This is a genomic window from Microbacterium sp. LBN7 (assembly GCF_045690345.1).
GTDB lineage: Bacteria > Actinomycetota > Actinomycetes > Actinomycetales > Microbacteriaceae > Microbacterium.
Map to the genome: position 1 here is coordinate 3,539,788 of NZ_CP147856.1, position 14,323 is coordinate 3,554,110.

The following is a 14,323-nucleotide window of genomic DNA, read 5'->3' on the forward strand; positions in this document are numbered from 1 at the left end:
GCTACTGTCGCGACATGTCTTCGGCCGTCCTCGCTCCCGCTACGCGGTTCCTGAGCGAGCGCAGCGAGACGAATGATGTCACGGGCGTCATCGTCGTGCGCCGACGCCGCGGCGGCCGCCGACTCTAGGCGACCCCGGATTCCTGCCTGCGCACGCGCGGCGGTCGAGTGCCGGTGTCGCCGCTCCGGCCCCGACCATGGCCCCCGATTCCTCGAGGGCCCGACCGTTAAGGTAGAAGCATGACGTATACCGTCGCCGTCTCCGGCGCATCCGGCTACGCAGGCGGCGAGATTCTGCGCCTCCTGGCCGATCATCCCGACATCGAGATCCGCACAGTGACGGCTCACTCGAACGCCGGCCAGCCGCTCATCGACCATCAGCCGCACCTGCGCTCGCTGGCCCACCTCACCCTTCAGGACACGACGCCGCAGATCCTCGCCGGTCACGACATCGTGTTCCTCGCGCTCCCGCACGGGCAGTCCGGCCAGTACACGGATGCGCTCGGCGACGTGCCGCTCGTGATCGACGCCGGTGCCGACCACCGGCTCACGTCGCCGTCCGCGTGGGACGCCTTCTACGGCGGCACGTTCCACGACGCCTGGACCTACGGCGTGCCGGAACTCCTCGTCGACGGCGTGAAGCAGCGCGAGCACCTGCGCGGAGCGAGCCGTATCGCGGCGCCGGGGTGCAACGCGTCCACGGTGAGCCTCAGCCTCGCGCCGGGTATCGCCGCCGGGGTCATCGACCCGTCCGACATCGTCTCGGTCCTCGCGGTCGGCCCCTCGGGTGCGGGCAAGAGCCTCAAGAGCAATCTGCTCGCCAGTGAGATCCTCGGCACCGCCAACCCCTACGCGGTCGGGGGCACGCACCGGCACATCCCCGAGATCCGGCAGGCGCTCGCCGCGGCGATCCCTTCGACGGGCTCAGGGACCCAGGGCGGCGACGTCCGCATCTCGTTCACCCCGGTGCTGGTGCCGATGTCCCGCGGAATCCTCGCCACCTCCACCGCGCCGATCGTCGAAGGAGTCTCCGACGCGCAGATCCGCGACGCGTGGGAGAGCGCCTACGCCGGCGAGACCTTCGTGCAGCTCCTCCCGGAGGGACGCTTCCCGCGCACCGCCGACGTGCTCGGGGCCAACACCGCCCTGATCGGCCTCGCGATCGACCGTGCCGCGAACCGCGTCACCGTCGTCACCGCGGTCGACAACCTCGTCAAGGGCACGGCGGGCGCCGCCATCCAGTCCATGAACCTCGCGCTCGGCCTCCCCGAAGGTCGCGCCCTCTCAGTGAACGGAGTCGCGCCGTGAGCGTCACCGCCCCCGCAGGATTCGAGGCGGCCGGTGTCGCCGCCGGGCTCAAGTCCACCGGCAAGCCCGACGTCGCCGTCGTCGTCAACCGCGGACCGCGCAAGGTCGGAGCTGCGGTGTTCACGAGCAACCGCGCCAAGGCCAACCCGATCATCTGGTCGCAGCAGGCGGTCGCCGACCGCGTCGTCGAGGCGGTCGTGCTCAACTCCGGCGGTGCGAACTGCTTCACCGGCGCCTTCGGATTCCAGACCACGCATCAGACCGCCGAGAAGGCCGCCGAGCTCCTCGGCGTCAGCGCCGGCGACGTCCTGATCTGCTCCACCGGCCTGATCGGCGTCGGCGACGAGGTGTTCCGCGGCAAGGTGCTCGACGGCACCGCGCAGGCGATCGCCGAGCTCAGCGCCGACGGGGGACAGGCAGCTGCCGAGGCGATCATGACCACCGACTCCGTGTCGAAGACGGCGGTCGTCTCCCGGGACGGCTGGACGATCGGCGGAATGGCGAAGGGCGCAGGCATGCTGGCGCCCGGACTCGCCACGATGCTCGTGGTGATCACCACCGATGCGGTCGTCGAGCCGCTCGACGCCGACGCGGCCCTCCGCCGTGCGACCGGGCAGACCTTCGACCGGCTCGACTCGGACGGCTGCATGTCGACCAACGACCAGGTGACGCTGCTCGCCAACGGCGCCTCCGGGATCGTCCCCGACCTCGACGACTTCGCCGCCGCGCTGACCGAGCTCTCCCAGCAGCTCGCGGTGAAGCTGCAGGGCGACGCCGAGGGCGCGAGCCACGACATCACGATCGAGGTGCAGCACGCGGCATCCGTGCAGGAGGCCGTCGAGGTCGGCCGCTCCGTCGCCCGCAACAACCTCTTCAAGGCGGCGATCTTCGGCAACGACCCCAACTGGGGTCGGGTGCTCGCGGCGATCGGCACCACCAGTGCGCAGTTCGATCCGTACGACGTCGACGTGTGGATGAACGGCGTCCGGGTGTGCAGCCAGGGTGGTCCGGATCGCCCCCGCGAGGAGGTCGACCTGACCCCGCGCGCCACGCACCTGATCATCGACCTGAAGTCGGGCGACGCGACGGCGACGATCCTCACCAACGACCTCACCCACGACTACGTGCACGAGAACAGCGCCTACGCCTCATGACCGACATCCAGGACACCCCCGCCGAGGTCGCCGCGCAGAAGGCGACGACCCTCATCGAGTCGCTGCCGTGGCTGAAGAAGTTCCGCGACCAGATCGTCGTCATCAAGTACGGCGGCAACGCCATGGTGTCGGACGAGCTGCAGGATGCCTTCGCGCAGGACATCGCCTATCTCCGCAACGTCGGCGTGCAGCCGGTGGTCGTGCACGGCGGCGGTCCCCAGATCTCCGACATGCTGCAGCGGCTCGAGATCCCCAGCGAGTTCAAGGGCGGTTACCGCGTCACCAACACCGAGGCGATCAGCGTCGTGCGGATGGTGCTCACCGGTCAGGTGAACCCGCAGCTGGTCTCGAAGATCAACTCGCACGGACCCATCGCGACCGGACTCAGCGGTGAGGATGCCGGACTCTTCGGCGGACGCCGCCGCGGCGTGGTCATCGACGGGCTCGAGGTCGATCTCGGTCGCGTCGGCGACGTCGTCGAGGTCGACCCGACTCCCGTGCTCGACCACCTCGCGGCGGGTCGCGTGCCGGTGGTCTCGAGCATCGCCCCGGATCTCGATCACCCCGGCCAGTCGCTCAACGTCAACGCGGATGCCGCGGCGGCGGCACTCGCCGTCGCCCTCAAGGCCCGCAAGCTCGTCGTGCTGACCGACGTTCCGGGGCTCTACGCGGACTGGCCCAATCGGGACTCGCTCGTGTCGCATCTGACATCGGAGGATCTCATCCGGATGCTTCCGACGCTCGAGTCCGGGATGATCCCCAAGATGCGCGCCTGTCTCGACGCCGTCGAGGGCGGCGTCGACGCAGCGGCCATCATCGACGGACGGGTGCCGCACTCGGTGCTCGTCGAGCTCTTCACCAGCAAGGGAATCGGAACCGAAGTGGTTCTGGGAAAGACGGAGGTGACGGCATGACCGTCTGGCAGGACGATGTGGCGCGCGATCTCGTGCAGAACGCCGGAGCCCGGCTTGCTCTGCTCACCAGGGGTGAGGGCTCGTACCTCTGGGATGCCGATGACCGACGCTATCTGGACTTCCTGGCCGGCATCGCCGTGACCTCGCTCGGCCACGCGCACCGCGTGTTCGTCGAGGCGATTTCGAAGCAGGCCGCGACGCTCGCACACGTGTCGAACTACTTCGCGACCCCGCCGCAGCTGGCACTCGCCGCCCGCCTCAAGCGTCTCGCCGGCGCGGGCATCGACGGACGGGTGTACTTCTCGAACTCCGGGGCCGAGGCGAACGAGGCGGCGTTCAAGCTCGCCCGCCTGCACGGCGGCACCGAGCGTCCGCGGATCATCGCCCTCGAGAACGGCTTCCACGGCCGCACGATGGGGTCGCTCGCCATGACGGCGAAGGCGTCGATGCGTGCCCCGTTCGAGCCGATGCCGGGCGGGGTCGAGCACATCCCCGCGACGATCGAAGCGCTCGAGGCGGCCATGGATGACCGCGTCGCCGCGGTCATCGTCGAGCCCATCCAGGGCGAGGCCGGTGTGGTCGAGCTGCCGGAGGGCTACCTGGCCGCCGCCCGCTCGCTGACGCTGGCGCACGGCGCCCTGCTGATCGTGGACGAGATCCAGACCGGGGCCGGACGCACCGGCGCCTGGTTCGGTTTCAGCCACGAGGGGATCACCCCCGACGCGATCACCCTCGCGAAGGGCATCGGCGGCGGCTTCCCGATCGGCGCCCTGGTCACCTACGGTGCGGCCAGCGATCTGTTCACGCCCGGGTCCCACGGTTCCACCTTCGGCGGCAACCCGCTCGCGACCGCGGTGGCCGATGCGGTGCTGACCGAGATCGAGCGCGCCGGACTCGTCGAGAACGCCGCACGCCGCGGGGAGGAGCTGCGCGAGCTGATCCTCGGCCTCGACTCGCCGCTGATCTCCGCCGTGCGCGGCCGCGGCCTCCTGATCGGTGTCGCGCTGAGCGCACCGGTCGCCGGCGACGTCGTCGCCGCGGCGCAGGAGCGCGGCCTCATCGTGAACGCCGCGAACCCCGAGACCGTGCGCATCGCACCCGCCCTCACGATCGGCGACGACGAGCTCGCCGAGTTCCGCGAGCTGTTCGCCGCTGCTCTCGCCGATGTCTCGGCATCCGTCTCTGGAAAGGTTCCCGCATGACCCGCCACCTGCTGCGTGACGACGACCTCACGCCCGCCGAGCAGGCGGAGATCCTCGATCTCGCCATCGAGCTGAAGAAGGACCGCTGGGCCGACAAGAGCCTGGCCGGTCCGCAGACCGTCGCCGTGATCTTCGACAAGTCCTCGACCCGCACCCGGGTGTCGTTCGCGGTGGGCATCGCGGACCTCGGCGGCTCGCCGCTCATCATCTCGACGGCGAACAGCCAGCTGGGCGGCAAGGAGACGCCGTCCGACACGGCGCGCGTGCTCGAGCGGCAGGTCGCGGCGATCGTGTGGCGCACCTATGCGCAGGCCGGGCTCGAGGAGATGGCGGAGGGCACGCGTGTCCCCGTGATCAACGCGCTCTCGGACGACTTCCACCCCTGCCAGCTGCTGGCGGACCTGCTCACGATCCGCGAGCACAAGGGAGAGCTCAAGGGTCTCACCCTCACGTTCTTCGGCGACGGCCAGAGCAACATGGCGCACTCCTACGCGCTGGCCTGCGTCACCGCCGGCATGCACGTGCGCATCGCCTCCCCGGCCGACTACGCGCCGCGTGCCGACGTGATCGAGGCGGCGGACCGCCGTGCCGCGGAGACCGGGGGATCGATCGCGCTCTACACCGACCCGGTCGAGGCCGCCGCGGGCGCCGACGTCGTGGTCACCGACACGTGGGTGTCCATGGGCAAGGAAGAGGAGAAGATCGCGCGCATCCGCGATCTCGGCGGCTACAAGGTGACGCCGGAGACGATGGAGCTCGCCGACTCCGAGGCGATCTTCATCCACTGCCTCCCGGCCGACCGCGGCTACGAGGTCGACTCGACCGTGATCGACGGACCGCAGAGCGTCGTGTGGGACGAAGCCGAGAACCGCCTGCACGCGCAGAAGGCCCTGCTGGTCTGGCTGCTCGGCAAGAAGGACGCGTGATGACCGACTCGACGCACGAAGGCACCAACGAGGGAGCACTCTGGGGCGCCCGGTTCGCGACGGGCCCGTCGCCCGAGCTGGTGGAGCTCAGCCGCTCGACGCACTTCGACTGGATCCTCGCGCCCTACGACATCGCCGGCTCGCACGCGCACGCGACGGCGCTCGCCGCCGCCGGGTATCTCGAGCCGGACGAGGCCGAGCGGATGCACGCCGGGCTGGATGCCGTGGCCCGCAGGGTCGCGGACGGCACGCTGCTCCCGGTGCCGACGGACGAGGACGTGCACGGTGCGCTCGAGCAGGCGCTGATCGCGGAGCTCGGGCCGGAGCTGGGCGGACGGCTCCGCGCCGGCCGCAGCCGCAACGACCAGATCGCGACCCTGGTGCGCATGTACCTGATCGACCACGCCCGGGTGATCGCCCGCGACATCCTGCGGGTCATCGACGCCCTCGTCGCACAGGCCGAGGCGCACCCCGACGCGATCCTCCCCGGACGCACGCACCTGCAGCATGCGCAGCCCGTGCTGCTCGCCCATCACCTCCAGGCGCACGGCTGGCCGCTGGTGCGCGAGCTCGAACGGCTCGTGGACTGGCGTCGTCGCGCCGGGGTCTCGCCCTACGGCGGGGGAGCGCTGGCCGGCTCGACGCTCGGTCTCGACCCGGCGCTCGTGGCGACCGAGCTCGGGCTCGACCGCCCGGCCGAGAACTCGCTCGATGGCACCGCGGCACGCGACGTCGTGGCGGAGTTCGCCTTCATCACCGCCATGACCGGAGTCGACATCTCCCGCCTGGCGGAGGAGATCATCCTCTGGAACACCCGCGAGTTCGGCTTCGTCACGCTCGACGACGGCTACTCGACCGGCTCCAGCATCATGCCGCAGAAGAAGAACCCCGACATCGCCGAGCTCGCACGCGGCAAGTCCGGTCGGCTCATCGGCAACCTGTCCGGCCTGCTGGCGACCTTGAAGGGATTGCCGCTCGCGTACAACCGCGACCTGCAGGAGGACAAGGAGCCGGTGTTCGACTCGGTGCAGACCCTCGAGGTGCTGCTCCCTGCCTTCGCGGGCATGATCGCCACGCTGCGCTTCGACACCGAGCGGATGGCTGAGCTCGCACCGCAGGGCTTCTCGCTCGCGACCGATGTGGCCGAGTGGCTCGTGAAGCAGCGGGTCCCGTTCCGTGACGCCCATGAGATCTCCGGCGCGCTCGTGCGCGCGTGCGAAGAGCAGGGGATCGGTCTCGAGGACGCGTCAGACGAGCTGCTGCTGTCGGTCTCGCCGCATCTGGTCCCGGCAGTGCGCGAGGTCCTCACGATCGAGGGCTCCGTGGCGTCGCGGACCGGTGCCGGCGGCACCGCTCCGGTACGGGTGACCGAGCAGCGCGCGGAACTCGTCGCCCGGGCGCAGGCCGCGGCGCACGCTCTCGGTCTGTAGGCGACGCCGCGTCAGCGCACGCCGGTTCAGTGCAGGTCGGTGTCGGCCTCGGAACGTGTCCAGCGGGTGAACCGCACGGTGAAACCGGCACGGGTCGGGGAGGCGAGGAGGGGACCGGCGGATGCCGTGGCCGTGCCGTCGAACGGAGCGACCCGCACGAGTCGCCACGGGCCGTCGTCGGCGCGAGCGCGGACGATCAGGGCATCCGCCCACCGGCTCACCCGCACCGTGATCTCGCTCTCGAGCCAGTCGTCGACATGGCCGACCGACCAGTCCGAGGCGCCCGCCGTGACGACCGCGCCGAGTCCCAGGTGGTCGTCGGCGTACTCGACACCGGCTTTCATCCAGTGCTCGGCGTCGATCCGGACGAAGACGCCGGCCTGATCGAACTGCCCGTCCCAGGGCGCGCGGAAGGCGACCTCCATCGCCTCTCCCACGGCCAAGGGGGCGAGGAGGGCATGCTCGGTGTCGTGGACGAAGCCGTAGGCGGTGTGCCGCCAGGCGTCGCTGCCCTCGACGGCGGTGACCTCGAGCTCGTCGGTCTCGATCGCTGTTGTCTGCGGGGCGGTGGTCCAGGTTCCGGCGTTCCACGGGATGATGTGCGATTCAGGCATGTTCTCAATATATAGCCATTGAAGGCATAAAGTGAAGTTATGCGTGTTATGGTTATGCCATGGTCATCGCCGTACTCGCCGACATTGTGGGCTCTCGCAAGCTCGACGATCGCACCGCCGCCCAGCAGGTGCTGGACGAGACGATCGCGCGGGTCGAAGCCGACCTCCCGCTCGCCGCTCAGCCGCTCACGCCCACGGTGGGCGACGAGCAGCAGGGCGTCTATCGCGACCTCGGCGAGTCTCTGATCTCGCTCCTGATGATCCAGCTGCGGCTGCCCGACGGTATCGGCTTCCGCTTCGGCATCGGGGTGGGGGAGGTGTCCGCCGTCGAATCCGTGCACGGCGAGCTGGCCGACGGCCCGGGGTGGTACGCCGCGCGAGCGGCGATCGACACCGTGCACGCCCGCGAAGGACGCGCCATCCCGCGCGCGCGCACCTGGATTGTCGGAGCCCCGGGGCAGGATGAGGTCATGGAGAGCACGATCGCGGCGTCGAACGCCTACCTGCTCGTACGCGACGAGCTGGTCGGCGCGATGAGCGAACGCGAACGCCGCCTGACCTACGGCCGCCTGATCGGCAGGTCGCAGCATGGGCTCGCCGAAGAAGAGGGCATCTCGCAGCCGAGCGTCTCGAAGTCGCTGCGCAGCGCAGGGGCCGCGGCGCTCCTCGAGGGAGTCTCCGTCCTGCGAGGAGGGTCCGCATGATCATCGCCGGATTCGTCCTCCTCGCCGTCGGCGCCGTCGACCTCGTCCGCCAGTTCGCTCCGCGACGCTGGATCGGGTACCTGACCGTGGCCGTGCTGCTCCTGCTCCTCGGCAGCGTCAGCGATGCGCTGCTGCCGATGATCGCCGCCCTCGTGGTGGGTGCGCTCTGGGTCTGGTCCATGCCCGACGAACGGCGGGCTCCGCTGGGCTTCTGGCCTGCCGTCCTTCTCGGCGTCCTGAGCGTCGGCGCTGTCGTGTCGCTCGGCGCGCGGGCGGATGCCGGACTCATCGGCGCTGTCTGGAGCCTGCGCTCGCCCTTCGGCGATGTCTCGTTCGATCTCGCGATGCTCGTCCTCGGCGCGGGCGTCTTCCTGCTGGAGTCCGCGAACCTCGTGGTGCGGGCGGCGCTCGACGGCGAGCACACCTGGCGACCCGCCGAGGCGGAGCAGTCCGCGTCCGAGCCTGTCGCATCCGAACTCGCCGCGCCCGAAGCCGCCGTCCTCGAGCCCGACGCCGCCCCCGCGACGCCGGCAGTCGCGGCCACGACCACGCCAGCCGACGGTCGCGGCGGCTTCAAGGGCGGTCGCCTGATCGGCCCGCTGGAGCGCACGATCGTGATGATCCTCACCCTTGCGGCGGCCTACCCGGTCCTTGCTGCGATGCTCGCGGCGAAGGGCATCGTCCGCTTCCCGGAGATCTCCCGCGACGGCGAGACCGGCGCCCGCGCCGAGTACTTCCTCGTCGGCAGCCTCGTCAGCTGGGTGATCGCGTTGAGCGCGGCCTTCCTGGTCTGGTGGGCGGCCCACAGCTGACCGCGCCGGCCGACGATCAGCCGAGCTGCGTGCGGTACCAGGCGAGCTTCTCGGCAAGGCGCTGCTGCTGCGCCAGCACCTCCGCGAGCTGACGCTCCACGGTCTCGGCGTGCTCTTCGAGCAGTGCGATCCGCTCCGGGACGGTGTCGTCCCTCTGACACAGCTGGCCGTAGCGACGCAGCCGCTCCACCGGCATCCCGGTCTCGCGCAGGCATTTGAGGAACTCGAGCAGCCCGAGCTCGACATCCGTGTACGCCCGGTGTCCGCCGGAGGTGCGTCGGACTCCGGGAAGGATTCCCTCGCGCTCGTAGTACCGCAGAGTGTCGATGCTGAACCCGGAACGGGCCGCGGTCTCCGCGGGTGTGTACGTCGTCATGCGCTCGATCCTAGAGCTTGACCTGGAGTGCGCTCCAGGTTGCACAGTGGGCTCATGACACATCTCGACACCCCTGTCTCCCCGATCGTCCTCGGTGCGATGTCGTTCGGCACCCTCGTCGACGAGGACACCTCCTTCGCGCTGCTCGACCGCTTCGTCGAGCGCGGCGGCGTGTGGATCGACACCGCCGACTGCTACAGCTTCTGGGCCAGTGAGAGCGGGCACGGCGGTGCATCCGAGGCGGTGCTCGGCCGATGGTTCGCCGCGCGGCCCGGCGTGCGCGACCGGATCCGCCTCTCGACGAAGGTCGGTGCGGAACCGCTGTGGCCGGGATCCTGGCCCGAGCACCGCGCCGGCCTCTCGCCGCGCGCGATCCACGACGCCGTGGGTGGCAGCCTCGATCGCCTCGGCATCGACACGATCGATCTGCTCTGGCTGCACCAGGAGGACCGTGCCGTTCCGATCGAGGAGACGGTCGACGGCCTGGCCGTCCTCACCGGCGACGGCATCGTGCGCCGCGTCGGCGCCTCCAACCACCCCGCCTGGCGCATCGAGCGCGCCAGGGCGCACGCCCGCACGATCGGCAGCATCCCGATCGACGCCTTCCAGCTCAACAGCACCTACCTGCGGGTTCGTCCCGGCACGCGCCCGCCCGGCGTCATCCATCGTTTCGGTGTGATGAGCGACGAGCAGCACGACTACGCGGTCGAGAACGGACTGGAGACCTGGGCCTACACGCCGCTGCTCTCCGGCGCCTACGACAACGACGCGAAGCCCGTCCCCGAGGAGTACGATCACCCCGGGAGCGATCGGCGCCTGCGGGTGCTCACCGAGATCGCGGCGGATCGCGGTCTCGAGCGCGGGCAGGTCGTGCTGGCGTGGCAGCTGGCCCGCGGCATCCGTCCTATCCTCGGCGGGAGCAGGCTCTCGCAGCTGGACACGGCGATGGATGCGGCATCCGTGATCCTGACGGAGGACGAGCGCTCCCGTCTCGACGCGGCCGTGTGACGCGCGGAGCGGGAGTGCGCGCGCTGATAGCCTGGAGCGCGTGTCAACTCCCGCTCTGACGACCGCGACTCCGGCGATCGACCCCACGTTCGAGAACGTGTGGGACGAACTGCTGTGGCGCGGGCTCGTCCACGTGTCCACCGACCAGGAGGCGCTCCGCGCCCTTCTCGCGGGAGACCCGATCACGTATTACTGCGGGTTCGATCCGACGGCGCCGAGCCTGCACCTCGGGAACCTCGTGCAGCTGCTGACGATGCGGCGTCTCCAGCTGGCGGGTCACAAGCCGCTGGGGCTCGTCGGCGGGTCCACCGGTCTCATCGGTGACCCGCGGCCCACGGCGGAGCGCACGTTGAACACGCGCGAGACCGTCGCCGAGTGGGTCGACAGGCTGCGCACGCAGGTGGAGCGGTACCTCAGCTTCGACGGCGACAATGCCGCGCGCATGGTGAACAACCTCGACTGGACGGCGCCGATGTCGGCGATCGACTTCCTGCGCGAGATCGGCAAGCACTACCGCGTCGGCACGATGCTGAAGAAGGATGCCGTCGCTGCGCGCCTCGCGTCCGACGAGGGCATCAGCTACACCGAGTTCAGCTACCAGATCCTGCAGGGCATGGACTACCTCGAGCTGTACCGCCAGTACGACTGCGTGCTGCAGACCGGCGGCTCGGACCAGTGGGGCAACCTCACGAGCGGCACCGACCTCATCCGTCGTGCGGAAGGCGTGTCCGCCCACGCGATCGGCACGCCGCTGATCACGAACAGCGACGGCACGAAGTTCGGCAAGAGCGAGGGCAACGCGATCTGGCTCGACGCCGAGATGTGCAGCCCGTACCGGATGTACCAGTTCTGGTTGAGCACGGCCGACGCCGACGTGATCGAGCGACTGAAGGTGTTCACCTTCCTCAGCCGCGCCGAGATCGATGAGTACGCCGCGCTGGTCGAGACGGAGCCGTTCCGCCGTGCCGCGCAGAAGCGTCTCGCCCTCGAGGTCGTCGCCACGGTGCACGGGATCGATGCGACCGCCGCCGTGATCGCGGCATCCGAGGCGCTGTTCGGGCAGGGCGACCTGACCGCACTGGATGCATCGACGCTGCGCACCGCGCTCGAAGAACTCCCGAACGCGACGGTGGCCGCCGGCACGCCGGTGGTCGAAGCCCTGGTCGCGACCGAGCTCGTGACGAGCCTGGGCGAGGCCCGGCGCGCGATCGCCCAGGGCGGTGTCTCGCTCGACGGTGAACGCGTCGAAGACGAGGCGGCCACGGTCCAGGGTTCTCTCCCCGGGGGAGTCTCCGTGCTCCGCCGCGGCAAGAAGACCCTCGCGGGCGTCTTCATCGGCTGAGCAGCGGATGCCGTTCACGCCGAGCCACGCGGTCGTCGCGCTGCCGTTCATCCGCACGCCGCTGGTGCCGGCGGCGATCGCGATCGGTGCGATGACCCCTGATCTCCCGCTGTTCGTGCGCGGCATCGGGCTGGACTACTCGTTCACCCACACCTTCGCGAACGTGGTGTGGACGGCGGTCGTGGCCTTCGTGCTGTTCCTCGTGTGGCGCGCGGTGCTGCGTCCCGCCGTCCCGGAGCTCGCTCCGCGGTGGCTCGCGCGACGGCTGCCCGAGGAGTGGAACGTCGGTGCCGTCGAGGCGGCCGGACGAGCGGTGGGCGTGGGGGAGAAGCGCGTCTATCCGCTGCTGCTCGGCGTCTCGCTCATCCTCGGAGTGCTCTCGCACATCGTCTGGGACCTGTTCACGCACGAGGGGCGATGGGGCGTGCAGGTTCTCCCGGCCCTCGACGAGATGTGGGGCCCGCTCACCGGATTCAAGTGGCTGCAGCACGGGTCGAGCGTGCTCGGACTCGTGATCATCGGCGTGTGGGGACTGCTCTGGCTGCGTCGCCAGGATCCGCGTCCGGAGTTCTCGCAGCGGCTGCCGCAGGGTGTCCGCGTGACGTGGTGGCTGTCGCTGCCGGTGGTCCTGGTCGCGGCATGGCTCGTGGGCCTGGCCGTTCTCGGGCCGCTCGACGCGGAGTTCACCGTGCAGCACCTCGCGTATCGGGTGCTTCCGCCGGCGTGCGCGCTGTGGGGTGCCGTCACCCTGGTGCTGTGCATCGTCCTGTCGGTGGGTCGACGATCTCACCAGCGGGGCTGATCCGCTCCCCAGGGGTGAGGCGCCGCGAACTCGAAGCCCGGGAGCGCCGGCCGCGCCGTCACCAGCTCGGTGTCGCCGACGGGGAACCGCGCGACGTGCGGCGCCGGGTCGAGCGCGACCTCGTCGTCCGGCTCGGCACGGCGAGGCATGCCGAGAAGCTCGGCGGCGACGCGTCTCAACGAGGTCTGCACCCACCACGAGCCGCCTTCGTGGGCGCGGCGGCGCAGCAGCATCGTGACCGCGGCGGCCAGCAGATACCCCGCACTGTGGTCGAGCGCCTGAGCGGGGAGTGCTCCGGGTCGATCTCCGTCGGGAGATTCGATGAGCGCGATCCCCGACTCGGCCTGCACGAGGCTGTCGAAGCCCGCCCGCTGCGGGTGATCCATGCCCCAGGCGCTGAGCTGGGCGACGATCAGTCCGGGATGCCGCCGCGCGAGTGACGGCGGATCGAGTCCGAGGCGGGCGAGTGCGGCGGGCCGGTATCCGAGAACCACCACGTCCGCGCCGGCGAGCAGATCCTCGAATCGCGCGGAGCGCGCGTCCAGCAGGGTCGAGCGCTTCCCGTGGCCGGTGTCCAGGTGCTGCCACTCCGGCTCGGGCAGCCCCGGCGGGTCGACGCGCAGCACGTCGGCGCCGAGCAGCGCGAGCGTGCGGGTGCAGACCGGGCCGGCGATCACCCGCGTGAGATCGAGGACGCGGATGCCGGTGAGCGGATACGACGACGATCCGGAGAGGACGTCGCGCCGAGGGTCTGCGGTGCCGATCGGACGGATGTCGAGGAGCGCCGTCTGCCGGAGCCGCGCATCGGCGGCCGGATCCTCGTCCGACACCGCGACGGCGAGGCCGCCTGCGGCGCTGATCGACTCGATGGCCTCCGCGGATGTCCGTCCGGCGAGGGCATCGCGCACGTCGTCGGCGTCGGCTGTGCTGCCGAGCCGGAGCCCCGCGCGCAGGCCGGTGGCGTGATGGGGGTAGTTCCCGTGGGTGCGGATCCATCCGTCTGCTGTCCGCCAGAACCCGGAGAGCGCGGCCCAGACCGGGGGAGCGGTGCCGTCGATCGTCAGGACACGCTCGCTCCGGTACGCCATGGCAATGCGGGCCGGATCCATCGCCGACGGATGCCGGCCTGCCGCGAGCGTCGCCAGACCGACGCTCGCCCAGGCGAGGTCGCCGGTGGCGACTCGAGAAGGGAGCGGGACTTCGCCGGCACCCGAGGCGAGCTCGCCGAGGATGCGGGGGTCGCCGCCGAGCTCGGTCCAGACACGGGAGAGGAGGGCGAGGCCGGCACTCATCCGGCGTCCTCGTCGGAGCATCGGCGGGCACTGCGGACGGACGGGATGAGCATGGCGCGATCGTACTCCTGGCGTCTCCGCAGACGGAAAACCGCCCTGATCCGGGCAAACCGCCGGAGGACGACGGACGACACGCCCGGGCGTACCGCCTCGATTTGCCAGAACCCCGGAATCCACGTAACTTATTACTTGTTCGCCCCACAGGGAAGCGGAGAAGCCCAGAGCTTCACCCCCCTCAAGCGGAGAACCACTCCCGATCCTCTCTCTTGAGAGATCAGACGCTTGCGTCTAGGATGGGAGGTCCACCCCTTCTGCAGCTGGAATCGGCTGCGCAGCGGATCTTCGATCCGCGCCGCGCGCTGATTTGACAAGCGAGTCGGGATGGCTAAGATAGAGAAGTTGCCCTTCGGGCCTGGCTGTGATGGCTGGGTCGTGGGAGC

Annotated in this window: 14 protein-coding genes; 11 read left to right on the forward strand and 3 right to left on the reverse strand. The window is 70.3% G+C overall.

The genetic code is table 11. The features are described 5' to 3' along the window. The first annotated feature begins 239 nt into the window (after positions 1 to 239). Genes argC through argH form a run of 6 tightly spaced genes read left to right on the forward strand, consistent with a single transcriptional unit; the run spans position 240 to position 6,933 of the window. Entirely contained in the window at positions 240 to 1,307 is a 1,068-nt protein-coding gene (gene argC, locus LBN7_RS17135; RefSeq protein ID WP_407360337.1) for an N-acetyl-gamma-glutamyl-phosphate reductase, read from the forward strand. Then, a complete protein-coding gene (gene argJ, locus LBN7_RS17140) occupies positions 1,304 to 2,461 on the forward strand; it encodes a bifunctional glutamate N-acetyltransferase/amino-acid acetyltransferase ArgJ (protein WP_407360338.1) in 1,158 nt (385 codons plus the stop codon). Before argC ends, argJ begins: the two co-directional genes overlap by 4 nt. After that, the gene (gene argB / locus LBN7_RS17145; RefSeq protein WP_116636319.1) at positions 2,458 to 3,375 is read left to right on the forward strand and encodes an acetylglutamate kinase; all 918 of its coding nucleotides are present in this window, start codon (positions 2,458 to 2,460) and stop codon (positions 3,373 to 3,375) included. Before argJ ends, argB begins: the two co-directional genes overlap by 4 nt. Further along, complete coding sequence (locus tag LBN7_RS17150; RefSeq protein WP_407360339.1) at positions 3,372 to 4,577, forward strand: acetylornithine transaminase; 1,206 nt, start codon at positions 3,372 to 3,374, stop codon at positions 4,575 to 4,577. The genes argB and LBN7_RS17150 overlap by 4 nt, the downstream gene beginning before the upstream one ends. After that, a complete protein-coding gene (gene argF / locus LBN7_RS17155; RefSeq protein WP_116636317.1) occupies positions 4,574 to 5,503 on the forward strand; it encodes an ornithine carbamoyltransferase in 930 nt (309 codons plus the stop codon). The genes LBN7_RS17150 and argF overlap by 4 nt, the downstream gene beginning before the upstream one ends. Beyond that, positions 5,503 to 6,933: an argininosuccinate lyase gene (argH, locus tag LBN7_RS17160; protein WP_407360340.1), complete on the forward strand. Its 1,431-nt coding sequence runs from the start codon at positions 5,503 to 5,505 to the stop codon at positions 6,931 to 6,933. Before argF ends, argH begins: the two co-directional genes overlap by 1 nt. Positions 6,934 to 6,959: 26 nt before the next feature. On the opposite strand, the gene LBN7_RS17165 is transcribed toward argH, so the two are convergent. Next, positions 6,960 to 7,547 carry a DUF1349 domain-containing protein gene (locus tag LBN7_RS17165; RefSeq protein WP_407360341.1) on the reverse strand — a complete coding sequence of 196 codons (588 nt, stop codon included), beginning with the start codon at positions 7,545 to 7,547 and terminating at the stop codon, positions 6,960 to 6,962. Between the two features lie 59 nt (positions 7,548 to 7,606). On the opposite strand from LBN7_RS17165, the gene LBN7_RS17170 reads away from it, so the two are divergent. Together LBN7_RS17170 and LBN7_RS17175 are read left to right on the forward strand one after the other, a co-directional pair. Continuing rightward, entirely contained in the window at positions 7,607 to 8,251 is a 645-nt protein-coding gene (locus LBN7_RS17170; protein ID WP_407360342.1) for a SatD family protein, read from the forward strand. Beyond that, positions 8,248 to 9,063: a hypothetical protein gene (locus LBN7_RS17175; RefSeq protein WP_407360343.1), complete on the forward strand. Its 816-nt coding sequence runs from the start codon at positions 8,248 to 8,250 to the stop codon at positions 9,061 to 9,063. Before LBN7_RS17170 ends, LBN7_RS17175 begins: the two co-directional genes overlap by 4 nt. 16 nt (positions 9,064 to 9,079) lie before the next feature. On the opposite strand, the gene LBN7_RS17180 is transcribed toward LBN7_RS17175, so the two are convergent. Further along, positions 9,080 to 9,439, reverse strand: coding sequence for a MerR family transcriptional regulator (locus LBN7_RS17180; RefSeq protein ID WP_116636312.1), 360 nt, complete (start codon positions 9,437 to 9,439; stop codon positions 9,080 to 9,082). Positions 9,440 to 9,493: 54 nt separating this feature from the next. On the opposite strand from LBN7_RS17180, the gene LBN7_RS17185 reads away from it, so the two are divergent. The 3 genes from LBN7_RS17185 to LBN7_RS17195 are packed head-to-tail and all read left to right on the forward strand — an operon-like array spanning position 9,494 to position 12,591. Continuing rightward, positions 9,494 to 10,447, forward strand: a complete 954-nt coding sequence (locus tag LBN7_RS17185) for an aldo/keto reductase (protein ID WP_407360344.1) — start codon at positions 9,494 to 9,496, stop codon at positions 10,445 to 10,447. A gap of 40 nt (positions 10,448 to 10,487) precedes the next feature. Next, the gene (gene tyrS, locus LBN7_RS17190) at positions 10,488 to 11,789 is read left to right on the forward strand and encodes a tyrosine--tRNA ligase (protein WP_116636310.1); all 1,302 of its coding nucleotides are present in this window, start codon (positions 10,488 to 10,490) and stop codon (positions 11,787 to 11,789) included. A gap of 7 nt (positions 11,790 to 11,796) precedes the next feature. Then, positions 11,797 to 12,591 (forward strand): DUF4184 family protein, encoded by a 795-nt coding sequence (locus LBN7_RS17195; RefSeq protein ID WP_407360345.1) that lies wholly within the window; start codon positions 11,797 to 11,799, stop codon positions 12,589 to 12,591. Here the strand turns inward: LBN7_RS17195 and LBN7_RS17200 are convergent. Further along, complete coding sequence (locus tag LBN7_RS17200; protein WP_407360346.1) at positions 12,576 to 13,883, reverse strand: CoA transferase; 1,308 nt, start codon at positions 13,881 to 13,883, stop codon at positions 12,576 to 12,578. The genes LBN7_RS17195 and LBN7_RS17200 overlap by 16 nt on opposite strands. Between the last annotated feature and the right edge of the window lie 440 nt (positions 13,884 to 14,323).